This is a genomic window from Anthropogastromicrobium sp., assembly GCF_037349415.1.
In the GTDB taxonomy this organism is placed as follows: Bacteria; Bacillota; Clostridia; order Lachnospirales; family Lachnospiraceae; genus Anthropogastromicrobium; species Anthropogastromicrobium aceti.
Genome location: NZ_JAXWCK010000025.1, coordinates 22,072 through 48,621 on the forward strand (window position 1 = coordinate 22,072; position 26,550 = coordinate 48,621).

Here is a 26,550-nt window from a genome sequence, read left to right on the forward strand (position 1 = left end):
TTTCTTTATCTCTTATACTTGCGGAATGCGCTGACAATTGCCTGCTGTGGAAGCTCTGGATCAAGCAGCTCTGGAATTGCTTCCTCGCTTAAATGATTCATGCCCTGCTGACGAATGACAGCCAGACGAATTGCTTCTACTAATTTTCCAGGTTCAACGCTTCTTGGACATCTCTGTACACATGCCATGCAGCTTAAGCAGTTCCAAATGGACTTAGACTGCATCAGTGCCTCGATTCTTCCGTTTTCTACCATATCAACAAACTGATGTGGATGATAATCCATTGCATCAAATGCCGGACAGGTTGCAGAACATTTTCCGCACTTCATACACTTGCGCGGGTTCACACCACTGATATCAGTAATCATTTCTTTATTGATATTCATGCCTGCACCTCCTCTTTTACGCCAAGCGCCTCTGCTAACAGCTCAGTGAAATAGTAAACTGGAATCTGGTTTTCAGTTGCATTGGCTACGAGGTTGTAACGGCAAAGAGGACAGGCTGTGATCATGCAGTCTGCCTGCTGCTCTAAAGCAGATGCTACAACCGCATTGCTTCTCTTTTGTGCCAGTTCCTTATCGTTTAAGGTCATGTATCCGCCGCAGCACTCATTGCGCTGTGAGAAGATAACTGGAGTTGCACCGATAGCCTTAATGAAATCCTCCATGATCTGTGGATTCTCTGGATCATCAAACTCCATTACTTTGCCCGGACGAAGTAACAGACAGCCATAATAAGCAGCAATTTTCTTTCCCTTTAACGGATTTACAACTGCCTTCTTTAAGTTGTCAAAGCCTACTACATCGCGCAGCATCTCGAGGTAATGAATTACATTGGCCTCACCATTGTATTCCATATCAGGTGCCATGTAATTGTTAGCTCTTGTACGGAAATCCTCGTTGTTTCTCATGTCATTATTGACACGCTTAATTACATTATGACAAGCGGAGCACAGAGTCAGAAGATCCTGTCCCTTATCTCTTGCCTGAGCCAGAGCTCTGACGGAAGAAAGCTTATTGGCAATCTCATCTGTAGCGGTAGAATATACACCGCCGCAGCACTGCCAATCCTCAATCTCCTCCATCTCAATGCCCAGTGCCTTTGCAGAAGCAATGGCATAGTCATTGAGCTCTTTTGCCTTTGTCTTCAGGGTACACCCTGGGTAGTAGCTATACTTCATAGTTCCTTCCATTCTGCCACATAGTGGCTATGTTTTTGTGCCGCAGCCAAGACAGCTGCGGCGTTACCTGCGGCTTATGCCATCTCTTCCGGATGGAATACCTCATCAAACTTCTCTGCTGTCAAAAATCCTAACTGTACACAGGCTTCCTTCAAGGAAATATTCTCCTTGTATGCCTTCTTAGAGGTCTTTGCTGCGTTGTCGTATCCGATGTATGGATTCAAAGCAGTTACAAGCATTAAAGAGTTGTGCAGGTTGTGCTTCATCTTCTCTCTGTTTGCCTTAATTCCAACTGCACAGTTGTCATTGAAGGAAACGATGACATCAGACAGAAGTCTTACAGACTGCAGGAAATTGTATGCGATAACCGGCATGAATACATTCAGCTCGAAATTACCCTGGCTTGCAGCGAATCCGATAGCAGCATCGTTGCCCATTACCTGAACAGCAACCATAGTCATTGCCTCGCACTGAGTCGGATTTACCTTACCTGGCATAATAGAACTTCCCGGCTCATTCTCCGGAATTGAAATTTCGCCAAGACCACATCTTGGACCGCTTGCCAGCCAACGAACATCATTTGCGATCTTCATAAGATCAGCAGCAAGTGCCTTTAATGCGCCGTGTGCAAATGTAATATCATCCTTTGCTGTAAGTGCATGGAACTTGTTCTCAGCTGTAACAAACTCTTTTCCTGTCAGCTCGCTGATTACCTTTGCAACTTCTGGTCCAAAGTTCTTTGGTGCATTCAGTCCAGTACCAACAGCAGTACCGCCAAGTGCCAGCTCCTTTAAGCCCGGAAGAGATGCCTCTAACATCTTCTTTGTCTTCTCAAGCATATTTCTCCAGCCACTGATCTCCTGAGAGAAACGAATCGGAACTGCATCCTGAAGATGAGTACGACCACTCTTAACAACATCCTCATTCTCAGACTCAAGACGCTTTAAGGTCTCAGTCAGCTTATCCATAGCCGGGAACAGATTGTCCTCGATACTCATAGCTGCTGCGATATGAAGTGCAGTCGGGAATGTATCATTGGAGCTCTGTGACATATTAATGTGATCGTTTGGATGAAGAATCTTCTTTCCTGCGATCTCATTTCCGCGGTTTGCGATAACCTCATTGCTGTTCATATTAGACTGTGTACCGCTTCCGGTCTGCCATACAGCAAGTGGGAAATGATCCATCAGCTTGCCGCTAATTACATCGTCTGCCGCCTGGCAGATAACGTTCTTTCTTTCCTCATCCAGTTTACCAAGATTGAAATTTGCAATTGCAGCACCCTTCTTTAAGATACCAAATGCATGTACAATTTCAGTTGGCATCTTTTCAATACCAATCTTGAAATTCTGATAACTTCTCTGAGTCTGAGCAGCCCAGTAGCGATCTGCCGGAACCTGCATCTCGCCCATGGAATCTCTTTCAATACGATACTCCATAGTAGTCCTCCTTAAATTTGTAAATTCTGCTAAATGTAGAAAAAAAACATAAACAGACATAATTCTTTGGCGACGCCCCACAAGGCCCCGCCAAAGGTTGTCTGCTGCTTTTTAATTACTCAATATCCATTTCCTTAATAACAGCCTTAAGTGCTTCTGCACTTGCCTTAAACTTTGCAACCTCTTCATCTGTCAGCGTTGCCTCGATCTTGCCCTTTACACCGTTTGGTCCAATTACAGTTAAGCAACTGGTACAGACATCATCTACGCCATACTCACCATGCATCATGGAAGATACAACAGTTACAAGATCCTGAGCACCCATCAATGCCTCACAGACATCAACAACAGAATTTGCTACACCATAGAAGGTAGCACCCTTTCTCTTGATGATTTCGCCGCCGGACTTGCGTACATAGGTGATTACTTCATCTGGATCAAAATCATTTGCATCAATGCCAAGTCTTCTTGCACCCTTTGTGTACTCATCAAGCTTGATGCCTTCAACTGTTACCATGCTCCACGGAATAAAAGAAGTGTCTCCGTGCTCACCAAAAACATAGCCCTTGATGCTTCTTTGTGCAATTCCAAGTTCCTGAGAAAGCTTGTAGGTAAGACGTACTGTATCAAGCAGTGTACCAGAACCAATTACCTGATTCTCCTTCATTCCTGAATACTTTAAGAATGCATAAGTCAGTACATCTACCGGATTTGCTACGATGATGCACAGTGCATTCGGTGCATGCTTTGCTACCTGAGGTGCAATGCTCTTCATGATTGCAACATTGGTCTTTGCTAACTCAATACGGGTCTGGCCAGGCTTTCTTGCTACACCAGAGGTAACAATCACAATATCAGAACCTGCTGCATCCTCGTAATCACCAGAAATCATAGAAATCGGATCTCTAAAACCAGTTCCCTGTGCCATATCCATGATCTCACCGTCTGCCTTATCCTTAAGGATATCGATCATGACGAGTTCTGATACATATGGCTTCAGTGATAAAATATGAGCAATTGTAGAACCAACGCTGCCTGCTCCAATAATAGTAATCTTACTTCCCATTATAAACTCCTTTCGTATTTCGCGAGATTGATATTTCATTAACGAACTTGTTATAAATATAACAAATCTTGCGTCAAATATCAAGTATATGAATATAGTTTTTTATTTTTCTGTAAAAAACACCGATACACATGCGAAAATCGTATTCATTATAATTCATTTTGCAGAATCACGCAAGTGTTTTGTACATATTACCATTTATATGGCGTCGCCTGATAAACATAAAAATTCAACCAGTTCGTATACAGCGTGTTAGCATGCCCTCTCCATGTAAGAAGCGGAGTTGTGGATGGATCATCGTTCTCATAATAATGAACCGGAACCTCTGCATCCATGCCTTTTGCCAGATCACGCTTATATTCTGCGTCGAGTGACATGCGGTCATACTCTGGATGACCAAGCAGATAAATATTTCCCTGATCGTCTTTAATCAGATAGCAGCCTGCCTCATCTGATTCTGCAAGCAGCATAAGATGTTCATTTGCTAACACATCATCTCTTTTTACGCCAAAGTAACGCGAATGCGGTGCGTAAAACACATCATCAAAGCTTCGCACAATAGGCTCACAGCGGTCAAGAAGACGGTGGCTATACACACCAGAAAGCTTCTTTCCTGTCGGTGTCTTTTGAATACCATAATGATAATAAAGACCGGCAAGTGCTCCCCAGCAAATATGAAACGTGCTCGTAACGTTTGTCTTTGACCATTCCATAATGCTCGCTAATTCCTCCCAGTAAGAAACTTCCTCAAACTCCATTGTCTCGACTGGGGCACCAGTTATGATCAGTCCGTCAAAGTACATATTTCGTACGGCTTCAAAGGTAGTATAAAATTTATTGATATGGCTGGCAGATGTGTGCTTTGACACATGACTGCTCACATTCATACAGGTAACATTGACCTGCAGCGGCGTATTTGACAGTGCCCTAAGAAGTTGGATCTCATAATCCTGCTTTAGCGGCATCAAATTCAATATTACTATCTCGAGTGGACGGATCTGCTGCGTATCTGCACGCTCCTCTCCCATCATAAAAATATTTTCAGACTCGAGTACCTCCCTTGCAGGCAGGTCATTATCTACACGTATTGGCATAAGTTATTCTCTTTTCATATTTATTGAATACATTTTTTACGTTACTCGCCAGCTTCCATTTTTTTGCACAGATCAAGAAAATCCTCTTCTGAAAGGATAGAAACACCAAGCTCCTTTGCCTTTTTGTTTTTGGAAGAAGTTGATTCTTTGTCGTTATTAATAAGATAACTTGTCTTAGCTGATACACTCCCTGCCGCCTTACCGCCATGCTTTTCGATATAGTTTTTCAGCTCATTTCTGTTTGCAAAATGATGGACAGATCCAGTAATCACAAATGTAAGGTTTTCAAGATACTGTTTTTCATTATTTTCTTCCAAAACAAGTTCCAGTTCCTTAAGGAGCGAATCTAACTGTCCCATTTTTTCTGAATCGTTAAAATAATCGCAGACAGCCTGTGCCATAACATCGCCAATACCATCAACCGCAGTGAGCTCTTCTGCTGTGGCTGCCCTAAGCTTATCAAGATCTTGGTGGAAAGCACGCGCAAGCACCTTTGCATTTGCCACACCAATTCCTGGAATACCAAGTGCATAGATTAATGCTGGAAGCTTAACCTTTCTTGCCTTATCAATTGAGGCAATCAAATTGGAACATGACTTTTCACCAAAGCCATCCATCTTGCAAATTTCATCTGCATGTTCCTTTAAATGGAAAATATCAGCAAAGCTGTGAATAAAGCCAGAGTCGATAAACTTTTCAATGGTCGCTTCTGACAAACCTTCCATATTCATGGCATTTCTGCTCACAAAAAGTTCAAAGGCTTTTGTCTGCTTTGCCGTACATGCAGGATTTTCACAGTACAGACATGTTACCTCGTCATTAGTAACAAGCTTTGTTGGTCCGCCGCAGACTGGACAGACAGACGGAATTGTTAAGTTACTGCTTTGTGTCAGATTCTCTGCAATCTGAGGAATGATCATATTTGCCTTGTAAACAGTGATTGTATCACCAATTCCAAGTTTTAAGCTTTCCACAATCGAAACATTATGGACGCTCGCACGCGTTATTGTTGTTCCCTCTAACTCAACAGGGTCAAACACGGCAACAGGATTTATAAGTCCCGTGCGTGATGGACTCCAGTGAATCTCTCTAAGGGTAGTCTCTGCCGTCTCGTCCTTCCACTTAAATGCCATGGCATTTCGTGGAAATTTAGCTGTGTTTCCAAGACTTTCACCATAGGCGATATCATCCATCAAAAGAACTAGTCCATCTGATGGCAGTTCATTTGATTCAATATGATTTGCAAACCACTTCACAGAATCAGGAAGATCTGTCGAAGTTACCATGCGGTATGTCACAACATCAAACCCCTGCGCAGCAAGCCATTCAAACTGGCAGCGTCTTGAATTATTAAAGGTCATATCCTCTGCCGAGACGAGCGCAAATGCGATAAACTGAACATGACGGCCTGCTGTTACCTGACTATTTAACTGGCGCACAGAACCTGCACACAAGTTTCTCGGATTTTTATACTTTGCATCCGCATCAGGATTTTCCTCGTTGATTCGCTCAAAATCCTTATAGGAAATAACTGCCTCACCACGCAGCACCAAACGTCCCTTAAATGGAATCTTAGCTGGAAGATTTTCAAACTGTCTGGCATTTTGTGTGACAACCTCTCCTGTGATTCCATTTCCACGTGTCACAGCCTTTGTCAATGTACCATTCTCATATGTTAATACAATAGTAAGACCATCAAGCTTCCAGGAAAGTATGCCTGTCTGATCTTTTAAAAATTCCTGAAGCTGCGACACTTCCTTCGTCTTATCAAGAGACAGCATTGGTGATGGATGATTTTCTTTTGGAAGTGCACTTAATACCTCATATCCGGCATGTGCAGTCGGGCTTTTTGCAAGCACTGTTCCGGTTTTTTTTTCAAGTGCTGTAAGCTCATCATAAAGCTCATCATATTCCTTATTGCTCATCAGCTCTTTGCTTTCCTGATAATATGCTCTCGCCGCCGCATCAAGCTGCTCTACCAGCTCCTTCATACGCTCCAAATCGGACATAATAAACCTGCCTTTTTACAAATAATTACAGTGTTTTAATAAGCTTATCAAACTCTGCGTCAGTCACATTACGGAAGTTTCCCTGCGGAATATTTCCAAGATGAATGTTCATGATACGAATACGCTTTAATGTCTCTACACGATAGCCACATGCTGCGCACATACGACGAATCTGACGGTTTAAGCCCTGCTTTAAAATAATATGAAATTCTCTGTTTCCTGTCTTTGTGCAGACGCATGGCATCGTATCTGCATTAAGCTCCTCAAGATGCATACCTCTTCTCATTTTATCTAAGAAGCTCTCTGTTACCTGATTATTAACTGTGACAACATATTCCTTTTCATGAGAATTGCTTGCCTTTGAAATTTCATTTGCCAGATCTCCAAGATTAGTCATTAAAATCAGACCCTCAGATTCCTTATCGAGACGGCCAATCGGATAAATTCTAGTAGGATATTTTACCATATCTACAATATTTTTCTCACCCTCAAAACGAGCTGTCGTACACACGATTCCTGCCGGCTTATTGACTGCAATCAATACTGGCTTAACCTGCTTTGTGCTGACCTTTTTTCCGTCCACAACGATCTCATCTGCACTGCTTACCTTCTGTCCCATAACAGCACACACGCCATTGACCATGACCTTTCCCTCATCAACAAGACGGTCTGCCTCACGGCGGGAGCAAATTCCTTTTTCACTCAAAAATTTGTTTAAACGAACTGTTTCTTCCATATATAAATATCCTTTCTTAGTGAATAAACATCGCATCGCCAAATGAGAAGAAACGATATTTCTTTTCAACAGCTTCCTTGTAGGCTGCTAAAATATGCTCTCTTCCAGCAAGTGCAGAAACAAGCATTACAAGTGTAGACTTTGGCAGATGGAAATTTGTAATTAAGGCATCTACCATTTTAAAATGATAACCCGGATAAATGAAAATATCCGTCCATCCACTCTGCGCCTTCAAAATACCATCCTCTGTAGATGCTGACTCTAACGTACGGCAGCTTGTCGTTCCTACTGCAATGACACGTTTTCCAGCCTTCTTTGCTGCATTGATTTTCTCTGCTTCCTCTGGCTCGATACGATAAAACTCTGAGTGCATATGATGCTCAAGAACATTTTCAACCTTTACAGGTCTGAATGTGCCAAGACCAACATGAAGAGTTACGCTTGCGATAACAACACTCTTTTCCTCAATCTTCTTCAACAGATCCTTTGTGAAATGAAGTCCTGCTGTCGGTGCTGCTGCTGAGCCTTCATACTTTGCATAAACAGTCTGATAACGATTCTTATCCTTAAGCTGGTGTGTGATATAAGGCGGCAGCGGCATCTGTCCAAGCTCATCAAGAATCTCTTCAAAAATTCCCTGATAAGAAAAACGAATCTTTCTGTTTCCATCCTCTACAACTTCAAGCACCTCTGCCTTTAAACGTCCATCACCAAATGTAATGATTGTTCCCGGCTTTGCCTTCTTTCCTGGCTTTACAAGTACCTCCCAGACATCATCCTGCTCTCTCTTTAGCAAAAGCACCTCAATGTGAGCACCAGTATCTTCCTTAACACCCATCAGACGCGCTGGAATAACCTTTGTATTATTTATAACAAGACAGTCACCTGGATTTAATTCATCGATAATATCTCTGAAAATCTTATCCTGAGTCTTGCCTGTCTTTTTATCCAGTAAAAGCAATCTTGAACTGCTGCGGTCCTCAATCGGATCCTGTGCAATTAGCTCCTCTGGCAGATCATAATCAAAATCATTTATATCCATCATACCTGTTTGATGTGCTGCAGACTCTGTCTCATTTGTTGTATTTACTTTTGTTTCCATAGTTTCCATTATTATTGCCTCCAAATATAAAAAAGCCCTCTAATACTCATGTAGCATATCATAATTTTTTCGCAAATACAAGAACTGTATCAACTTAAAAACTTTTTACGTGTATTTTGGATTTTTCGTTGATTTGTTTTCTCTGCAATGGTATGATTATAAGGAAAATAATAGTTACAATTCACGTGGCTAAATAACAGGGAGGTTTTCATTATGCCTAAAAAAAGAATCGTCGTTGCGCTTGGCCGCAATGCATTTGGAAAGACGCTTCCAGAGCAAAAGACTGCTGTTAAGGAAGCAGCAAAAGCTATTGCTGACCTTGCAGAATTAAAATATCAGATTGTTATCACACACAGCAATGGTCCTCAGGTTGGTATGATTCACATGGCTATGACCGAATTTGGCAATGCACATCAGGATTTTACAGTTGCACCTATGGCAGTCTGCAGTGCTATGAGCCAGGGCTACATTGGATACGACCTTCAGAATGAGATCCGTACTGAGCTGCTTCGCAGAGGTATCTTTAACACAGTATCCACCATTATTACACAGGTTAAGGTTGACCCATTTGATCATGCATTTAGTCATCCGCTGAAATCTATCGGCCGTATCATGACAGCTGAGCAGGCACAGGCAGAACGTGACAAGGGTAATTTTGTTCGTGAAGAGGAAGGCGGCTTCCGCCGTATCGTTGCATCTCCTGCCCCGATTGAGATCTATGAGATTGACGCTATTCGTGCACTTGCTGATGCCGGACAGGTCGTAATCGCAGCCGGCGGCGGCGGTATTGCTGTATTAGAGCAGGGTCCTGTTTTAAAGGGTGCCAGTGCTGTTATTGAGAAGGATGCCACAGCTGCTAAGATGGCACACGAATTAGACGCAGATGTTCTTTTATTCTTATCTGCTACTGAACGCTTTGTCATTCATGCAGATACACCGCAGGAGTTCTCTCCAGATCATTTATCTGTTGCAGAGGCAATGGAGCTTATCGACAGCCAGACTATGGCAAAGGAAACAAAGCTGCCTAAGCTTGCTTCAGCTGTAAGCTTTGTAGCTGCAGGTGAAAACCGCAAGGCAATCATCACATCCCTCGATAAGGTAAAGGAAGCACTTGCAGGAAAGACCGGTACATTGATTACCAAGTGATTTGATTTACACCATCACAAACTGCAAAGAGGTCATGTCCAAAACGACATGACCTCTTTTTTATTATTCATAATTATTCATAGTAAACAGTCTGGAACATTCCTACACTTCCAAGGATCGTTGCCGCATAAGCAGAATCATTTCCTGCGTTTCCTGTACGGTATGCTGTCAGTGCCTGATTCCAACTGCCATATGTATGGTAATACTCCGCTAGCAAATCAATTCCAACTAAGATGTTGGATGCTGGATCATACAGATTAGTAACACCAAGCTTCGCCATACGAGATGCACTGTATCTTGGAATGATCTGCATCAGTCCCTGTGCACCGCTTCCGCTTGTAGCACCTGCATTAAAGTGGCTCTCATGATACATAACAGAGAATATTACTGAACTGTCCACACCATACTGACTGCAAAGATTTAATGTATACTGCGTCAAATCACTGCTGAGTGCAACATTAGTGACACGGATGCTTCCAGTTGGCTGTGACGGCTGTGTCTCCGGTGCTGCTGGCTGTGTCTCTGGTGCTGCTGGCTGTGTCTCTGGCGCTGCCGGCTGTGTCTCCGGTGCCGCCGGCTGTGTCTCTGGCGCTGTCGGCTGTGTCTCCGGTACCGCTGGCGATGCTGCTGCCACTGTAAGAACGATGTTAGATGAAAAACCACCATAAGACAATGTAATTACATTTTCACCTGCGTGAAGCATCATACCGATATCACTGCTTGACCAGCCTTCTGTGATCGTTGCATAATTTCCATCACTGTATGCTGCTACAACATATACCTCATTGCTGTAAACTACATCGCCTTCACTCTTAGTACCACCGACATAGAAAGCTTCGATACCTGTTACTGTCACAGCTTCAGTAGATGGCTGTGTTTCTGGTACTGTTGGCTGTACAGCCTCAGAAGATGGCTGCTGTGCCGACTCAGACGGTGCTGCTGTCTCACTGTTTGCTGTGCTGTTTTCGATAGCTGCTGCACTAGATGATGGCACAGTATCCTGCTGTACTTTAGATTCCTCTTGCTGAGAACTTACCGTTTCTGCCTGAGATGCCATTGCCATTACCTGATCTGGTGACAGAACTGTTAATACTTCCTGGCTGCCTGCATCCTCTTTTGTAGTATCTGATGAGATATCAGTACTTGTATTAACTTTATTTGCAGATGCTAACAGGATATTTTCTGCACTGCTCTCACTTACTGCAACACCTAGCTGCTTTGCATTATCCTCTGTTAAAGCAATATCGGTATTGATCCATGTCTCTCCAAGAGAATATGAAACTGCAAGACAATCTGCTGAAAGGTACCCCTTCATAGGTCCGTCATATACACAGTATGCCCAGCCAGACTCCAGCAAGCTTACTTCATAAGCATCGTATTCGTATGCTACATCCAAAATATCTGCAGATGTTGTAGGACGAAGACGAATGTTCATATTCGGAACAGTCACTCTTGCATAAAGAGTTCCGTTCTCCTGCATATACGCTGCAGCTTCTTCTCCTGTCAGAAGGTACTCGGTTTTTACCCAGCCCTCCATATCGTCTACTCCAATCTTTGTCCAATCACCGTCTTCGCCAAGAACAGATACAAGCTCTTCTGCCTTAATGGTATTAACCACCTCTGCACTCTCATCTGCCTGTACTCGCACATTTAAGTAATTGCCTACTGTATTTGGATTTACAAGTGCCTGATCTGAAAAATAGCTTGCCAATGGACTCTGTGCAGATGATGCACTTGATGAGTACTGCTCATTTTCTGAATTTTTTTCGTCAGACTCAGTTGACTTTTCTGTTGTCTTTTTCGCCGTTAGCTCATGTTCCCACAACATGCCCAGCTGATAACGTTCAGCGCTGACTAATTCTGCATTTGCTTCTGTCTGAGGCTCCTGCTCTCTTGTCATCTCTTCCTGTGTCTCATCAAGCTCACGCGCGGCGAGAACATCATTATTCTTTGTCTGGAGTGCACCTGTTGAAGAAATAATAAGTCCAGCTGCAACTGCACCAGTTAAAAGCGTTGCTGCCGCTCCATTCACAAGAATTTTTACTCTAGCTTTCATTGAATATTTGACCTCTCCCATTTTTATTTTCATGTCTGTGAAACATTTACTTTTCGCAAACAGTATTTTTTACCGTCCTAGACATGAAAAATATCATAATTATGTAATAACTGTTTCAATTTTATTAAACTTATTACAACTTTGTTACAGACGCATTGTAACATTTTTAATAAATATTGTCAACTGCTTTCTTGGGAGAGCCGTCGCGCAAATCGACAGGAGGCCTAGTTTTGTTACAGTTCACTGTAAACTCAATTCCGTCTCTGTCTTGCTGCCTCAAACATCAAAACAGTGGCTGCCATTGCCGCATTTAATGATTCTACCTGTCCTGCCATTGGAATCAGAATCTTACAGTCTGCAAGCGCTGCTACCTCATCTGACAGACCGTTTGCCTCGTTTCCAATCATAAATGCGCAAGGCTTTTTATAGTCTGCTCCTTCGTAGCTGATTGTTGCGCCTAGGTGAGCGGCATATGTGCTTACACCTGCCTTTTTTAAGCGCTCTATATCGCCTGCAAAATCTTCTGATACGACAAACGGCACGCGGTAAAGAGCACCCATAGTGCTTCGTATTGTCTTTGGATTGTAGATATCAACACAGTCACTGCTCATTAAAATACCAGTCACTCCTGCTGCCTCAGCTGCACGCATGATTGTTCCTAAATTTCCCGGATCCTGTAAATGATCTAAGATAAGCAAAAAGGAGGCTCTGTCTTTTCCAAGCAGCTCTTCAAATGAATACGGCTGCTGCTTTACTACTGCAAGAATACCCTGCGGTGTCTTTGTATCGGAAAGTGTCTCAAAAATCGAATCACTTACTACGTCAAATTTTTTGCCTTTTAAAAGTGCTGCGCCCTCTTTGCTTTTGCTAAAGGATTCGGACGCCACAATCATTTTTACACGATCTGCTGGTGCCTCCTCAAACATCTTTCTTCCCTCAATAACAAATGCCTGCTCGCGCTTTCTCTCCCTGGATTTTCTCTGTAAATTCAAAATATATTTTTGCTGCTGATTCATAAATGATCCTCACTTTTTTTCTTTTTTAACTGTATTTTCCTGCAAAAATAGCCCACAGTCAAGACCGTGGGCCACTTTCGTTCTTTTTCTTTTATACTGATACTTATGATACTTACGAATTGCTCCGTTACTGAAAACTTAGCAATTCTAAAAACATTCAGTTATCTAGACAGCATCTTGCTTACTTCGTACTCGTATGGAGAGATAGTCTTCTTCATAGCAAGTGCCTCGTTGATATCGTAATCAACGAACTTACCATCGCGGAATGCTACTACACGGTTGCTTGCACCTTCACACAGAAGATCTACGGCACGAGCACCCATCATAGATGCATAATAACGATCCAGACAGGTCGGGCTTCCACCACGCTGCATATGTCCAAGAATGGTTGCTCTGGTCTCAATGCCTGTAGCTGCCTCAATTCTCTTTGCCATGCTTGCGGAATGACCAACACCCTCTGCGTTAATAATCAGATGATGCTTCTTACCCTTCTTACGATTCTCAATAATCTGATTGATCAGTGCCTGCTCATCGCCATCATAATACTCTGGAAGAAGAATATTCTCTGCACCATTTGCAACACCACACCATAAAGCGATGTAACCTGCGCTTCTTCCCATAACCTCAATGATACTGCAGCGCTCATGAGATGTAGATGTATCTCTTACCTTATCAATTGCTTCCATTGCAGTATTGATTGCTGTATCAAATCCGATTGTATAATCTGTACAAGCAATATCCTGATCAATAGTTCCCGGCAGACCAATTGTATTGATTCCCAGATTTGCCAGCTTACATGCTCCATTAAAGGAACCGTCACCGCCAATTACAACGATACCATCAATTCCGTGCTTTTTGCAGATCTCTGCACCAAGCTTCTGACCCTCCTCTGTACGGAACTCAGAACATCTTGCTGTATAAAGGATAGTACCACCTCTCTGGATGATATCAGATACGCTGCGAGAATCCATATCAACGATCTCCTCTTTCAGCAGTCCGGCGTAACCTCTCATAATACCCTTTACGTTCAGACCCTTCGCAATACCGGTACGAACAACGGCGCGGATTGCGGCGTTCATGCCTGGAGCATCTCCTCCACTTGTTAATACACCAATTGTCTTTACTTTATTTGCCATGACGTTTCCTCCTTGCTGTCTTGACATGTTTCTTATCTTTTTGCTTTGCATTTTGTGTTTTTCTTGCTGTCTGGTAAAGTGTGTTAAAAATTTACCAATACTTATTCTAATTGATTTTGCAAAGTTTTTCAATACAATTTAGAGCTTTTCCTTGATTTTTTTCAATGTTTTTATATTTTCTTTTCCAAATACTTGGTCAAGCTGGTCAATAAGCTGTGGACAAATGCCGACACATCGGCTTGGCGGCAGCTTTTGGTACTGTCTTGTGTTGGAAAGATAAACCACTACTGTGTCTTTTCCATCCCACGGTGCCAACATAGACAGAAGCTTCTTTTCATTCATTTGGTAGCTTTCAAGATCTTGAAACTGAATCCACAGCTCACCCGGAATCTCAGAAAATGCCACTATCTTTTCACAGATCAGTTTTCCCTGCACCTCATCTCCAAGTGACACGCGACCCTTAACAAAAATTTTCTGATCTGGACTGAGAATTGCGCGATATTTTTCGTAATCTTTTGGAAAAACAATCACCTCAAGAGTTCCTCGTAAATCCTCAAGCGTCAGAAATGCCATCATTTGGTTTGTCTTTGTTGTCTTAACTGTTTTTGCTGCAATCATTCCTGCCACCGTAACAATGGCCTGATCTCGCACCCTTGCCATTCCAGTCTCCTCATCCTGAATAAAATCACTGCTGACTGCTGTGATATTTTTCTCGATGAGACTTCTGTCAGCCTCTAGCGGATGACCACTGATATAAATTCCAAGCACCTCTTTTTCCATTGCTAGAAGTGCTCCTGGCTCATATTCTGGCACCTTGGGGAATGAAATCTTAAAGTCATCCTTCTGCGGTCCCTCTAAAAAATCCATCAGGCTGTACTGTCCTGTCATAGAGTGTTTCTGTTCTCTGGCTAATTCATCCATAATAGAGGAATAAACTTCCATTTTTTGTCTTCTGTTGCCTTCAATACAGTCCATCGCACCTGACTTTATCAGATTTTCAACGGCTCGTTTATTTAACTCACCTCCATACATGCGCTCTAAGAAATTCTGAAGATCTGTGTATGCTCCATTTTCTTTTCTCTCACGCACAATCGCTAAAATAACATTTCGTCCAATGCTTTTTATGGCAGATAATGCATAACAGATTTTTCCATCGCGCACAGAAAAATCCCACTCACCGGCATTTATATCAGGCGGAACGATTGAAATTCCCATCTTACGGCAAACCTGAATATAATCAGAAACTTTTCCAGAATTTTCAATTACAGACGTCATAAGTGCAGCCATATATTCAACAGGATAATAATATTTTAAATAAGCCGTCTGATATGCTACAACTGCATATGCTGCAGCATGTGACTTATTAAACGCATATCTTGCAAAATCAATCATCTCATCATATATATGATTTGCCGTTTTCTCATCAATTCCGCGTGAAATACATCCCGGAACACCTTCTTCTTCATTGCCGTACACAAAATTCTGACGCTCTTTCTCCATCACAGCTGCCTTCTTTTTAGCCATTGCACGGCGCACAAGATCGCTTCGTCCAAGCGTATAGCCTGCAAGATCACGAACAATCTGCATAACCTGCTCCTGATACACTATACATCCATACGTAGGTTCAAGAATTGACTTTAACTGTGGGCATTCGTATGTGATTTTTTCCGGATTATTTTTTCCCTCTAAATATCTCGGAATAAAATCCATAGGACCTGGGCGATATAGAGAAATTCCAGCGATAATATCCTCAAGACTGTCTGGCTTTAACTCCTTCATGAAGTTTTTCATTCCTGCACTCTCAAGCTGGAAAATACCTTCACAATGACCTGTTCCAATTGAGGCAAGTACCTGCGAATCATTCATATCAATGTTACTGATATCTAATGCAATGCCCTGACTTCGCTTCACATTATTTACTGCATTTTGTATAACTGTAAGCGTTCTAAGTCCCAGAAAATCCATTTTTAAAAGACCTAGCTCTTCTAAGGCTGTCATAGTGTACTGTGTGACAACTGCACCATCGCTTCCTCTTGAGAGCGGCACATATTCGTCTACGGCACGCTGGCTTATGACAACTCCAGCCGCATGCATTGATGTATGACGCGGAAGACCTTCAAGCCTCTTTGAGAGATCAATAAGTTTTTTAACCTGCGGATCGCTGTCATAATGAGACCGAAGCTCTGGGTTGACATTTAATGCACGGTCAATTGTCATATTTAATTCAGCCGGAATAAGCTTAGCAATCATATCGCAAAGCGAGTATGGCAAATCAAGTGCACGTCCAACATCGCGGATACAGTTTTTTGCAGCAAGCGTACCAAATGTAACAATCTGAACGACCTGATCTTTGCCATACTTTTCTACAACGTAGTCAATTACTTCCTGACGGCGCTCGAAGCAAAAGTCTACATCAATATCTGGCATAGATACACGCTCTGGATTTAAAAAACGCTCAAACAGAAGCTGATAGCGAAGCGGCTCAATATCTGTTATCTCCAGACTGTAGGCAACTACACTTCCTGCTGCTGAACCTCGTCCCGGACCAACCATTATATCTTTTGATTTTGCGAAATGAATAAAATCCCACACAATCAAAAAGTAGTCAACATAGCCCATCTTTTTTATAACACCAAGCTCATAGTCAAGACGTTTTTCTACCTGTGATGCCTCCTCACCATAACGGCGCACCAATCCTTCACGGCAAAGCTTCTCAAGATACTGTTCTGATGTGTAGCCATCCGGCACAGAAAACTTTGGAAGCTTTGTCTTTCCAAACTCAATCTCAACATTACATCTGTCTGCAATTTTTGCTGTATTGTCAATCGCCTGCTGTGCATAACGAAACAGATCACGCATTTCCTGCTCAGATTTTAAATAATATTGGCCTCCCGTGTAGCGCATGCGGTTCTCATCGTTTACCTTTTTTCCGGTCTGTATACATAAAAGTACATCATGAGGCTCTGCGTCTTCTGCATTTATATAATGAATATCATTTGTTGCTACAAGCTCAATCCCTGTCTCCTCACTCATACGAAGAAGTGCCTGATTAACAGTTGCCTGTGCACTGATTCCATGATCCTGCAGTTCTAAAAAGAAATTTCCCTTTCCAAAAATTTTCTCATAGGAAAGCGCTGCTTTTTTTGCGTCCTCATAAAGACCTCTTGTGACATTTCTTGCCACCTCACCTGCCAGACATGCACTTAGTGCAATTATGCCCTCATGATATTTTTCAAGAAGTTCTTTATCTACACGCGGCTTATAATAATAGCCTTCCGTAAAACCTCTTGAAACAATCTTCATCAGGTTATGATAGCCTGTATCATTTTCTGCTAACAGCACCAGATGATAATAACGATCATCTCCCTGTCCGCCTGCTTCTCTGTCAAATCTTGATTCCGGTGCCACATAAACCTCACAGCCTATAATGGGCTTTATACCTGCATTAACTGCTGCTTTATAAAAATCAATCACGCCGTACATGACGCCGTGATCTGTAATCGCCAGGGACTGCATCCCCAGCTCTTTTGCTCTGTCAATTAATTCCTTTATCTTACATGAGCCGTCGAGCAGACTATACTCTGTATGCACATGAAGATGTGTAAATGCCATAGAAGCCTCCTTCTTTTGTGGTCAATTCTCATCACAATTCCTGCTCACGAGATTCTCCTTTTAAAGATCACGCGAACTATAACATATTTTATCATTTTTCCGTGCGAAAAGCAAACATTAGTTGCAAAGCGCCAATTGACAATAGACTTTTCCTTTCGTTTATGCTATACTCGTACAAAAGCGTTTACGCAAATTTTCAGCTGCAGCAGTGTTACAGCAAAGAGAAAGGTACAGGTACTCATATGGAGCAAAACAATATTTCTGAGCAGGAAAATGACCTGCAAACGAATGAAAAAAAAGCCAATAAGAAAACGGATGAAAAAGAATCAACAGCAAAAAATATTCTTGAATATGTGATCAGCATAGGCATTGCCATTGTTGCTGCACTTTTGATTAACAATTTTATTCTGTTAAATGCAAAGGTGCCATCTGGCTCAATGGAAAACACAATCATGACTGGTGATCGATTGTTCGGTTTTCGTCTTTCTTATCTTATGGAGGATCCAAAGCGTGGTGACATAGTAATCTTTAAGTATCCTGACAACGAATCTATAAACTACATCAAGCGAATCATTGGACTTCCAGGTGAGACTGTCACAATAAAAGACAGCAAGGTATATATAAATGACTCCACTACTCCATTAAAAGAGGATTATTTGAAAGAGGAATGGGTTATCGCAAACGATGGTATGCAGTTTCAGGTTCCCGAGGGCTGCTATTTTATGATGGGTGATAACAGAAATAACTCAAAAGATTCGCGATACTGGAATAATACTTATGTTGCACGTGACAAAATTCTGGCAAAAGCAATCTTTCGATATTGGGGCGGCTTTAAACTCCTAACAAATACTGCTGATTATGAATAAAAACAAGAAAACCGTGTGGGCAGTGATGCGCACACGGCTTTTTTATCAGAATTATTATTTATGCTCTTGCATTGATAACTGCTCTTCCTGTCAGATATGCCTCGATCTTAGCTACAGCGTCTTCCTCATCTGAACCATCTGCATGTACAGTAACAGACTCACCTGCACGAAGTCCTAATGTCATCAGTCCCATAATGCTCTTTGCATTTACTTTCTTGTTTCCACTCTCTACGTAAATGCTGCTGTTGTACTGATTTGCCACTTGAACGAGAACAGCCACCGGGCGTACTTCTAGTCCTGCTGGAATCTCTACTGTAATTGTTTTTGTTATCATAATCTTCCTCCTTTTTCTCTCATCTGATCCGCTAATGCCTTTAGTTTCTTAAAACGATGGTTAACACCTGATTTACTTACTGGCGGGTCCATCATTTTTCCCAGTTCCGTCAGAGAGGCGTCTGGTTTTTCAAGACGCAGACGTGCGGCCTGTCTTAAATTTTCAGGTAAGCTCTCCAGGCCGTAATATTCACTGATATATTCAATATCTCTAACTTGCTCCAATGAGGCATTTGCCGTTTTATTCAGATTGGCAGCCTCACAATTTACTTTGCGGTTCACACTGTTGCGGACATCCTTTAGAATGCGAATGTTTTCAAAATTCATTCTGGCTTTTGGTGCTTCCATCAAACTTAACAGATCTCCGATTTGCTCTCCTTCTTTTGCATAAACTACATGATACTTTTTTCGTACCACTGTTTTTACATCAATCCCACAAGTGCGGATGATCTGCTGCAGTTGCTGCGCTCGCTTTTCTGAAACGGTAACGATTTCAAAATGATACCCTTTCTGCGGCGCACTGATTGAGCCGGATGCCAGAAAACAACCCCGGACAAAAGCCCTGCGGCAGCAATTTCGAAGCAAAAGTCTGCTGTCTGCAACGCAATTCTCCAGGGGCTCCCCTTCAGAAAGCTCTATTGCCTGCAAAACCGTTTTTGTGTCTTGTTCATTCAGCTCTAAAGCATATCCGTTTCCCTTGTATACACGCATTAACTCTATATTAAATGTTTTTTGTACAAAAGTAAAGTACTTTCTTAAAACTGTTTCATTTTCTGACTCGAAAAGTAACGTTTTACTAATACAACTATCTTTATAACCATCATCTTTTTTCCTGTCCACCAGCCGTCCACAGCAAAGAACTAACGCTGCTAACTCTGCCAGCTTACAGTGGCGTGATGTTCCTTCTACGTAGGAAAGCTCCTCCTTTACCTGCATGGAAAAGGAGGCTCCTTCTTTTTCTTTCTTATTTTCTTCTTCCATCTTTCTCAATATCCTTGTGGTCAAGTCTCAGCCCATAGCCCTCTTTGCCCTTTAATTTTTCATAAAGTGCATTGGCGATCGTAACAGAGCGGTGCTTGCCGCCTGTACAGCCGATTGCTATGACTAGCTGGGATTTTCCCTCATCAATATAATGGGGAATCAGAAATGTCACCATATCGGTGAGCTTTTCTAAAAATACTTTTGCCGTGTCTGAACTCATAACATAGTCGCGAACAGGTGCATCATTTCCTGTCAGCGGTCTCATGTTTTCAAAATAGTACGGATTTGGCAAAAATCGCACATCAAAGACAAGATCAGCATCTGTAGGTATTCCATACTTAAAGCCGAATGAAAGCACTGTCACAAAAAGATTTTTATAATCAAAGCCTTTTAAAAGTATATCTTCTAGCTGTGCCTTAAGTTCTCTTGTCAGAAGCTGCGACGTGTTTATGACATAATCGGACTTAGAAAGCAATTCTGCCATTAACTTTCGCTCTTTTGCAATTCCAACCTCTACTCGCTGTCCCTGTGACAGCGGATGGCTGCGGCGTGTTTCCTTATAACGCTTAATAAGACATTCATCTGATGCTTCAAGAAACAAAACCTTACAGTCAATTTCTTCCTGCTTTAGCTGCGTAATGACTTCGTTCATAAGTCCAATAAACTCAGGATTACGAATATCAATGCCCAGCGCAATATCATTTGCCTCAGTGCCGCCACCCTTAATCAGCTCAACAAACTTTTCAATCAGGCGAATTGGCAAATTGTCAACGCAGTAAAAACCCATATCCTCAAGCATCTTGAGTGCAGTTGTTTTTCCTGCACCGCTCATTCCTGTTACAATTACAATTCTCATTTTTTAACCCTTTGTTTTTTGCTGCTCAAATGAACCAAGCTTCTGAATTTCCATTTCCAGCGTTACACCAAACTCATTTTGAACCCTGTTTTGTATCTCATTGCAAAGATTCCAAATATCAGCTGCAGTTGCAGAACCAGTATTGATTACAAAACCAGCATGCTTTTTTGAAACCTGTGCTCCACCGACTGAAAATCCCTTAAGGCCTGCATCCTCGATCAGCTTTCCGGCAAAATAACCTGCTGGACGCTTAAAGGTGCTTCCTGCACTTGGGTATTCAAGCGGCTGCTTCTCTCTTCGCCTACTGTTAAAATCATCCATAGTTTCTTTAATTACAACTGGATTTCCCTGTGTTAACTGCATCTTAACAGAAAGAATAATCTCACCAGTCTGCATAAAGCTGCTAAGACGATGACCAAGTGTCATCTGCTCTGCCGGCACATGTAAAATCATGCCGTCCTTTGTCATTACAGCTGCTTCTGTTACGACCTGTTTTAGCTCGCCGCCATACGCGCCTGCATTCATAAACAGACCGCCACCCATTGTTCCCGGAATGCCAGCAGCAAATTCAAGACCTGTAAGTCCTGCAGATAGTGCCGCCTGTGACACAGCCGGAAGTGATGCGCCTGCCTCTGCTGTGATTGTTTTATTTTCGCGATCTACTTCAATTTTATTGAAATGTTTTCGTAAGTTTACAATCACGCCGTCAAAACCTTTGTCGCTGACAAGCAGATTGCTGCCGCGTCCAAGAATAAAGCATGGAATCTGCAGTTCTCTGCAAATTTTTAAAATTACGCGAAGCTGCTGCTCATCCTGCGGAGCTGCCATCCATTTTGCCGGTCCTCCAACTCGAAAAGTCGTGTAGTCCTTCATCGGCTCATCAAAAAGAAGATCCTCTGGTTCTAAAATAGCCTGAAGCCTCTTTGTAACATTATCCTGTAATTGTCTTTCCATTTCCATAAATTCCATCAATCGTCATCTCTCCTGGCAAGATTTTGCTGTACACGATTATACAGCTCTCTAGCTGCATTATAGCCCATCTTCTTCTGACGGTAGTTGACAGCCGCTGACTCTACAATAATCGCAAGGTTTCTGCCCGGACGAATCGGAATGTTGTGGCAGACGATCTTGTTTCCAAGAAACTCGGTATAATGATCCTCCAGACCAAGACGATCATATTCCTTATCCTTATCCCAATCCTCCAAGTTAATAACCATATCGATTGCCTGCGTGTTTTTAACTGCCTCGACACCAAACAATGTCTTAACATCGATAATTCCTATGCCTCGAAGCTCGATAAAATGTCTTGTGATATCTGGTGCACTTCCAACTAATGTCTCATCACTTACCTTACGTATCTCTACAACATCATCAGATACAAGACGATGGCCTCGCTTTATAAGCTCAAGCGCTGCCTCGCTCTTTCCAATGCCGCTCTCTCCAGTAATCAGCACACCTTCACCATAAACATCGACTAACACACCATGAATTGAGATTGTCGGTGCCAGCTCAACATTTAACCAACGAATTATCTCTGCCATCAAAGGAGAGGTCTTTTTATCAGAAAGCATAACAGGAACCTTATATTTGCTTGCAATCTTTAAAAATGTCTCACCAGGTCTATTATTTGTAGAAAAGATGATGCATGGAATCTCGCTTGAAAGCAGCTTTTCATAATTTTCCAGACGCTGCTCTTCTGTCATGCGCTGCATATAGGTATACTCAACAACACCAATCAGCTGAACACGCTCACGATCAAAATGCTCGTAATAGCCCGCCAGCTGCAGTGCCGGACGATTAACATCCGGATGATACAGTTTGATCTTGTCTGTATTTATCTCTTTTGTCAAAAGTTCCAAATTCATTTTTTTAATTAATGCTGAAATAGTAACTCCGCTCATAAATTTATCTCCTTTTTTTTCTTCATTGTATCAATTTGTGTCCGTTTTGTAAACTACTGAATGAAAAAACTCATAGACCGACTCGGCGGCGCGCTCGTTCATCCCTTCGACATCTGCTAATTGTGCGACTGTGGCCTCGCGGATTTCATTAATATCTCCAAACTGACGCATTAATGCCAGTCTGCGCTTTGGTCCTATGCCTGGAATATCGTCTAAAATAGAATGAATTTCTTTTTTGCCGCGCAGACTTTTATGGTATTCAATGGCGAAGCGATGTGCTTCGTCCTGCACGCGTGTAATTAAATGAAATCCTTCTGAATGTGTGTCGATTGGAAGCTCTACGTTATTATAATACAAGCCTCTTGTGTGATGATGATCATCCTTTACCATGCCGCATACTGGAATGGACATTTCCAATTTTCCCAAGACTTCAAGCGCCATATTGACCTGACCTCGTCCACCGTCCATCATGATGACGTCTGGCAGACGCACGAAACTGTCGGATGTGCTTTCACTGCCTGTTTTTGCACGCTCGAAACGCCTTGTCAGCACCTCGTACATTGAGGCATAATCATTTGGCCCCTGCACGCTTTTTATCCTGAACTTTCTGTAATCGTTTCTTTTTGGCTTTCCACCTTCAAAAACAACCATAGATCCAACTGATTCCATACCGCTTGTATTAGAAATATCATATGCTTCTATGCGGTTAATATGCGTCAAGTTTAGCCAGCCTTCGATTTCCTTTAGCGCACCTGTTGTGCGTTCCTCTTCGCGCTTTATGCGATCCTTATCCTGGCGCAGAACAATCTTTGCATTCTGCGCAGCAAGTTCAAGCATTTTTTCCTTACGGCCTCGCTTGGGCACTAGAATTTCAACCTTTTTGCCACGTTTTTTCGTTAGCCAGCTGCCAATCACTTCCATATCCTCTAGCTCGCATGGAATATAAATTTCACCGGGAAGAAATGGTGTTCCTGCATAATATTGTTTTACAAAACTGCTTAAAACATCTGCTTCGGTATCGCCGCCGGCTACGCTGACATGATAGTGATCACGGCCAATCAACTTGCCTTCACGGACAAAAAAGACCTGGACAACTGCATCAGCGCCTTCTATTGCACTGGCAATCACATCACGGTCATTTAATGAACTGCTGTCTGTAATCTTTTGCTGTTGGGCAATTTTTGTAATGCTTTCTGCAAGATCTCTGTATTTTGCAGCCGTTTCAAACTCAAGTTCTGCCGCCGCAGCTTTCATTTTTTCCTCGAGTTCTTTTCTCAGCTGCACATAATTTCCATTAAGCAGCGAAATCACGCGGTCAATCTGTTTCCCATATTCCTCTTTTGTGACATACCCCTGGCATGGTCCCATACACTGACCGATATGATAATTCAAGCAAGGACGTTCCTTTCCCTGATCGCGCGGCAGCACACGATTACAGGTGCGAATGCCAAAGAGCTTATGCACTAGTTCTAGTGTGTCCTTAACAGCCAGTCCGCTCGGATATGGTCCAAAATAACGGCTCTTATCACGCACCTGCTTATGCGCAAGCATGACTCTTGGAAAATCTTCATCGACTGTAATTCTAATATACGGGTATGCCTTGTCATCCATAAGCATCGTATTATAGCGCGGACGATGTTTCTTTATCAGGTTGCACTCTAAAATCAGTGCTTCCATCTCAGAGTCTGTCACAATATATTCGAAATATGAAACATGAGAAACCATCTGCTCGATTTTGGCAGACGGCTTTTTACTGCGCTGAAAATACTGGCGTACACGATTACAAAGCTTAATCGCCTTTCCGACATAAATAATCTCGTCCGAGGCATCATGCATCAGATAGACGCCCGGCTTTGCAGGCAACTTTTTTAATTCATTTTCAATATTAAATTCCTTGAAATTCTTCGCAGAATTGCGATTTAATATCTGCTCTTTTCGTGCTAAAAAATCATCTTGCTCCATACGTACTCCTTAAAAAACGCCCATTCATAAGCAAAGCAAATCAACATAAAAAAATTGTGCTTCTTTTATAAATGAGCGTCCATAATAGATTAAATCAATATGTTTTGTTCTTTATTCGTTTGTGTTGTCTGATACGTCCATACCAACCTGGCGTTCCATCTGCTCCAGACGATATTTATGGAAGATTTCCATGAACTCTTTTCCAGTAATTGTTTCTTCTTTAATTAAGAACTCTGCCAGATGATCCATGACCTCTCTGTTCTCAGAAAGCATCTGCTTTGCCTGCACATAGCATTTCTTAAGCGTTTCCTTTACTACCTGATCAATCTGAGCAGCCGTTGCATCAGCGCAATTTAGCACTCTGCGTCCGTCCAAGTACTGGTTTTCTACTGTCTCAAGTGCCATCAGACCAAATTCATCTGACATACCATACATTGTGATCATATTTCTGACATAGGCAGTTGCCTGCTCAATATCATTTGATGCACCAGTTGTCACGCTGTTAAAGACAAGTTCTTCTGCGGCACGTCCTCCGAGCGCCATGACAACCATATTTAAGATTTCTTCCTTGGAATTTAGGAATTTTTCCTCTGCCGGTGTCTGCATTACATAGCCGAGCGCACCCATTGTTCTTGGTACAATTGTGATTTTCTGTACAGGTTCTGAATCCTTTTGAAGTGCACTGATAAGTGCATGGCCAACCTCATGATAGGAAACGATACGTCTTTCTTTCTGATTCATGACGCGGTCCTTCTTTTCCTTACCGACAAGAACAACCTCGACAGCCTCAAGAAGATCCTTCTGAGATACCACCTGACTTCCTCTTTTTACTGCAGTGATCGCTGCCTCGTTGATCATATTAGCAAGATCTGAACCTACAGCACCACTTGTTGCAAGCGCAATTGCCTCTAAATCAACAGAATCATCCATTCGCACATCCTTTGCATGAACCTTTAAGATTGCAATACGACCTTTAAGATCAGGCTTATCTACGATGACACGTCGGTCAAAACGACCCGGACGAAGAAGTGCCTTATCAAGAATTTCAGGACGATTAGTCGCTGCCATGACAAGTACACCCTTAGAAGCATCAAATCCATCCATCTCAGAGAGCAGCTGATTTAATGTCTGCTCACGCTCATCATTTCCACCGTAGCGTGTATCTCTTGTCTTACCGATAGCATCGATCTCATCAATAAAAATGATACACGGTGCATTCTGCTGTGCAGTCTTAAATAAATCACGCACTCTTGATGCACCAACACCGACAAACATCTCTACAAAATCAGAACCAGACAACGAGAAGAACGGAACCTTAGCCTCGCCTGCAACGGCTCTTGCCAAAAGCGTCTTTCCTGTTCCTGGAGGACCTACAAGAAGTGCGCCCTTCGGAAGCTTTGCACCGATCTGCACATATTTCTGTGGATTGTGTAAGAAATCAACAATTTCTGTCAATGACTCCTTTGCTTCGTCCTCACCAGCCACATCAGCAAATGTTACACCAGTTGCACGACTCATATTAGTTGCTGTGTTCGCCTTTCCAATGCCCATCATGCCGCCGGAACCTCCTCCGATACGGCGCATAAAAAATCCCATCAGAATCCAGATCAATGCAAATGGAAGAATATACACTAAAATAAATTCAAGTATAGCTGAGCCTGAGCTATCCTCCGTACCAGTATATTCTACACCTGCCTCATTCAGCATAGGAAGTAAATTTGAATCTGGAAGATATGGCGTATAATAAGTCATACGAAGATCATCTGTCAGCGTAAAGGTTACTCTTGCGCTGGAAATCTTTACTGAATCTACCTTTCCTTCCTCTACTGCTTCCACAAACTCATCGTACGTTACCTTTTTTGTCGTACTTTTCTTGACTAGAGAATCCAGTCCCGTTATCAGTGCAACAGTAACTGCTGCTACAATCGCCAAGATTATATACAACTGATAATTTCGTTTTTTGTTATTCCTGTTATCAGGTTTTCTTTCCCTGTCGTCCATTCGTTCCTCACCTTTCTTCATTTTCAGTACCCATCATGCGTGCCTTATAAAGCTGCTT

Annotated in this window: 21 protein-coding genes; 2 read left to right on the top strand and 19 right to left on the bottom strand. The window is 42.3% G+C overall.

Features of this window, described 5'->3' with window-relative positions; genetic code table 11:
* Positions 1-5: 5 nt before the first annotated feature.
* From WJP93_RS03940 to queA, 8 genes are all read right to left on the bottom strand, one after another.
* Positions 6-386 (bottom strand): 4Fe-4S dicluster domain-containing protein, encoded by a 381-nt coding sequence (locus WJP93_RS03940; RefSeq protein ID WP_066563201.1) that lies wholly within the window; start codon positions 384-386, stop codon positions 6-8.
* The gene (locus WJP93_RS03945; protein ID WP_227100359.1) at positions 383-1,180 is read right to left on the bottom strand and encodes a CoB--CoM heterodisulfide reductase iron-sulfur subunit B family protein; all 798 of its coding nucleotides are present in this window, start codon (positions 1,178-1,180) and stop codon (positions 383-385) included. Before WJP93_RS03945 ends, WJP93_RS03940 begins: the two co-directional genes overlap by 4 nt.
* Before the next feature lie 74 nt (positions 1,181-1,254).
* Positions 1,255-2,619 (bottom strand): class II fumarate hydratase, encoded by a 1,365-nt coding sequence (gene fumC / locus WJP93_RS03950; RefSeq protein WP_337547025.1) that lies wholly within the window; start codon positions 2,617-2,619, stop codon positions 1,255-1,257.
* A 115-nt stretch (positions 2,620-2,734) separates the two neighbouring features.
* A complete protein-coding gene (locus WJP93_RS03955; protein ID WP_227100358.1) occupies positions 2,735-3,685 on the bottom strand; it encodes an L-lactate dehydrogenase in 951 nt (316 codons plus the stop codon).
* Between the two features lie 191 nt (positions 3,686-3,876).
* Complete coding sequence (gene metA, locus WJP93_RS03960) at positions 3,877-4,779, bottom strand: homoserine O-succinyltransferase (protein ID WP_118613010.1); 903 nt, start codon at positions 4,777-4,779, stop codon at positions 3,877-3,879.
* 41 nt (positions 4,780-4,820) lie between these two features.
* Positions 4,821-6,788 (bottom strand): NAD-dependent DNA ligase LigA, encoded by a 1,968-nt coding sequence (gene ligA, locus WJP93_RS03965; protein ID WP_337547026.1) that lies wholly within the window; start codon positions 6,786-6,788, stop codon positions 4,821-4,823.
* Between the two features lie 25 nt (positions 6,789-6,813).
* Positions 6,814-7,524, bottom strand: a complete 711-nt coding sequence (locus WJP93_RS03970) for a pseudouridine synthase (protein WP_066563184.1) — start codon at positions 7,522-7,524, stop codon at positions 6,814-6,816.
* Positions 7,525-7,540: 16 nt separating this feature from the next.
* Positions 7,541-8,566, bottom strand: a complete 1,026-nt coding sequence (gene queA, locus WJP93_RS03975; RefSeq protein ID WP_337547128.1) for a tRNA preQ1(34) S-adenosylmethionine ribosyltransferase-isomerase QueA — start codon at positions 8,564-8,566, stop codon at positions 7,541-7,543.
* 273 nt (positions 8,567-8,839) lie between these two features.
* On the opposite strand from queA, the gene arcC reads away from it, so the two are divergent.
* Complete coding sequence (arcC, locus tag WJP93_RS03980; RefSeq protein ID WP_227100356.1) at positions 8,840-9,772, top strand: carbamate kinase; 933 nt, start codon at positions 8,840-8,842, stop codon at positions 9,770-9,772.
* 73 nt (positions 9,773-9,845) lie between these two features.
* Here arcC and WJP93_RS03985 read toward each other — a convergent pair whose 3' ends face one another.
* The 4 genes from WJP93_RS03985 to WJP93_RS04000 form a co-directional block, all read right to left on the bottom strand.
* On the bottom strand, positions 9,846-11,828 hold the full coding sequence (locus WJP93_RS03985) for a transglycosylase SLT domain-containing protein (protein WP_337547029.1): 1,983 nt from the start codon (positions 11,826-11,828) through the stop codon (positions 9,846-9,848).
* A gap of 251 nt (positions 11,829-12,079) precedes the next feature.
* The gene (locus WJP93_RS03990; protein ID WP_337547031.1) at positions 12,080-12,844 is read right to left on the bottom strand and encodes an RNA methyltransferase; all 765 of its coding nucleotides are present in this window, start codon (positions 12,842-12,844) and stop codon (positions 12,080-12,082) included.
* Between the two features lie 161 nt (positions 12,845-13,005).
* A complete protein-coding gene (gene pfkA, locus WJP93_RS03995) occupies positions 13,006-13,980 on the bottom strand; it encodes a 6-phosphofructokinase (RefSeq protein ID WP_227100353.1) in 975 nt (324 codons plus the stop codon).
* Positions 13,981-14,118: 138 nt separating this feature from the next.
* Positions 14,119-17,592, bottom strand: coding sequence for a DNA polymerase III subunit alpha (locus tag WJP93_RS04000; protein ID WP_337547034.1), 3,474 nt, complete (start codon positions 17,590-17,592; stop codon positions 14,119-14,121).
* 242 nt (positions 17,593-17,834) lie between these two features.
* Between WJP93_RS04000 and lepB the strand changes: the two genes are divergently transcribed.
* Positions 17,835-18,458 carry a signal peptidase I gene (lepB, locus tag WJP93_RS04005; protein ID WP_337547035.1) on the top strand — a complete coding sequence of 208 codons (624 nt, stop codon included), beginning with the start codon at positions 17,835-17,837 and terminating at the stop codon, positions 18,456-18,458.
* Between the two features lie 58 nt (positions 18,459-18,516).
* On the opposite strand, the gene WJP93_RS04010 is transcribed toward lepB, so the two are convergent.
* From WJP93_RS04010 to ftsH, 7 genes are all read right to left on the bottom strand, one after another.
* Positions 18,517-18,792 carry an HPr family phosphocarrier protein gene (locus tag WJP93_RS04010; RefSeq protein WP_262536753.1) on the bottom strand — a complete coding sequence of 92 codons (276 nt, stop codon included), beginning with the start codon at positions 18,790-18,792 and terminating at the stop codon, positions 18,517-18,519.
* Positions 18,789-19,772 carry a DNA-binding protein WhiA gene (gene whiA / locus WJP93_RS04015; RefSeq protein WP_337547037.1) on the bottom strand — a complete coding sequence of 328 codons (984 nt, stop codon included), beginning with the start codon at positions 19,770-19,772 and terminating at the stop codon, positions 18,789-18,791. The genes WJP93_RS04010 and whiA overlap by 4 nt, the downstream gene beginning before the upstream one ends.
* Positions 19,756-20,628 (bottom strand): RNase adapter RapZ, encoded by an 873-nt coding sequence (gene rapZ, locus WJP93_RS04020; protein WP_337547038.1) that lies wholly within the window; start codon positions 20,626-20,628, stop codon positions 19,756-19,758. The genes whiA and rapZ overlap by 17 nt, the downstream gene beginning before the upstream one ends.
* Before the next feature lie 3 nt (positions 20,629-20,631).
* The gene (murB, locus tag WJP93_RS04025; RefSeq protein ID WP_337547039.1) at positions 20,632-21,597 is read right to left on the bottom strand and encodes a UDP-N-acetylmuramate dehydrogenase; all 966 of its coding nucleotides are present in this window, start codon (positions 21,595-21,597) and stop codon (positions 20,632-20,634) included.
* The gene (gene hprK, locus WJP93_RS04030; RefSeq protein ID WP_262536747.1) at positions 21,597-22,529 is read right to left on the bottom strand and encodes an HPr(Ser) kinase/phosphatase; all 933 of its coding nucleotides are present in this window, start codon (positions 22,527-22,529) and stop codon (positions 21,597-21,599) included. Before hprK ends, murB begins: the two co-directional genes overlap by 1 nt.
* Before the next feature lie 30 nt (positions 22,530-22,559).
* Positions 22,560-24,491, bottom strand: a complete 1,932-nt coding sequence (gene uvrC / locus WJP93_RS04035) for an excinuclease ABC subunit UvrC (RefSeq protein WP_262536746.1) — start codon at positions 24,489-24,491, stop codon at positions 22,560-22,562.
* Between the two features lie 111 nt (positions 24,492-24,602).
* Positions 24,603-26,492 carry an ATP-dependent zinc metalloprotease FtsH gene (ftsH, locus tag WJP93_RS04040; RefSeq protein ID WP_337547041.1) on the bottom strand — a complete coding sequence of 630 codons (1,890 nt, stop codon included), beginning with the start codon at positions 26,490-26,492 and terminating at the stop codon, positions 24,603-24,605.
* Positions 26,493-26,550 lie beyond the last annotated feature (58 nt).

Coding starts and splice junctions, on each gene's coding strand:
- lepB (WP_337547035.1), top strand. CDS start 17,835: ATGGAGCAAAACAATATTTCTGAGCAGGAAAATGACCTGCAAACGAAT.
- pfkA (WP_227100353.1), bottom strand. CDS start 13,980: ATGGCAAATAAAGTAAAGACAATTGGTGTATTAACAAGTGGAGGAGAT.
- WJP93_RS03970 (WP_066563184.1), bottom strand. CDS start 7,524: ATGGAAGAAACAGTTCGTTTAAACAAATTTTTGAGTGAAAAAGGAATT.
- queA (WP_337547128.1), bottom strand. CDS start 8,566: ATGGATATAAATGATTTTGATTATGATCTGCCAGAGGAGCTAATTGCA.
- ftsH (WP_337547041.1), bottom strand. CDS start 26,492: ATGGACGACAGGGAAAGAAAACCTGATAACAGGAATAACAAAAAACGA.
- WJP93_RS04000 (WP_337547034.1), bottom strand. CDS start 17,592: ATGGCATTTACACATCTTCATGTGCATACAGAGTATAGTCTGCTCGAC.
- whiA (WP_337547037.1), bottom strand. CDS start 19,772: ATGGAAGAAGAAAATAAGAAAGAAAAAGAAGGAGCCTCCTTTTCCATG.
- WJP93_RS04010 (WP_262536753.1), bottom strand. CDS start 18,792: ATGATAACAAAAACAATTACAGTAGAGATTCCAGCAGGACTAGAAGTA.
- WJP93_RS03990 (WP_337547031.1), bottom strand. CDS start 12,844: ATGAATCAGCAGCAAAAATATATTTTGAATTTACAGAGAAAATCCAGG.
- murB (WP_337547039.1), bottom strand. CDS start 21,597: ATGGAATTTATGGAAATGGAAAGACAATTACAGGATAATGTTACAAAG.
- hprK (WP_262536747.1), bottom strand. CDS start 22,529: ATGAGCGGAGTTACTATTTCAGCATTAATTAAAAAAATGAATTTGGAA.
- arcC (WP_227100356.1), top strand. CDS start 8,840: ATGCCTAAAAAAAGAATCGTCGTTGCGCTTGGCCGCAATGCATTTGGA.
- rapZ (WP_337547038.1), bottom strand. CDS start 20,628: ATGAGAATTGTAATTGTAACAGGAATGAGCGGTGCAGGAAAAACAACT.
- WJP93_RS03945 (WP_227100359.1), bottom strand. CDS start 1,180: ATGAAGTATAGCTACTACCCAGGGTGTACCCTGAAGACAAAGGCAAAA.
- metA (WP_118613010.1), bottom strand. CDS start 4,779: ATGCCAATACGTGTAGATAATGACCTGCCTGCAAGGGAGGTACTCGAG.
- WJP93_RS03985 (WP_337547029.1), bottom strand. CDS start 11,828: ATGAAAGCTAGAGTAAAAATTCTTGTGAATGGAGCGGCAGCAACGCTT.
- uvrC (WP_262536746.1), bottom strand. CDS start 24,491: ATGGAGCAAGATGATTTTTTAGCACGAAAAGAGCAGATATTAAATCGC.
- WJP93_RS03940 (WP_066563201.1), bottom strand. CDS start 386: ATGAATATCAATAAAGAAATGATTACTGATATCAGTGGTGTGAACCCG.
- ligA (WP_337547026.1), bottom strand. CDS start 6,788: ATGTCCGATTTGGAGCGTATGAAGGAGCTGGTAGAGCAGCTTGATGCG.
- WJP93_RS03955 (WP_227100358.1), bottom strand. CDS start 3,685: ATGGGAAGTAAGATTACTATTATTGGAGCAGGCAGCGTTGGTTCTACA.
- fumC (WP_337547025.1), bottom strand. CDS start 2,619: ATGGAGTATCGTATTGAAAGAGATTCCATGGGCGAGATGCAGGTTCCG.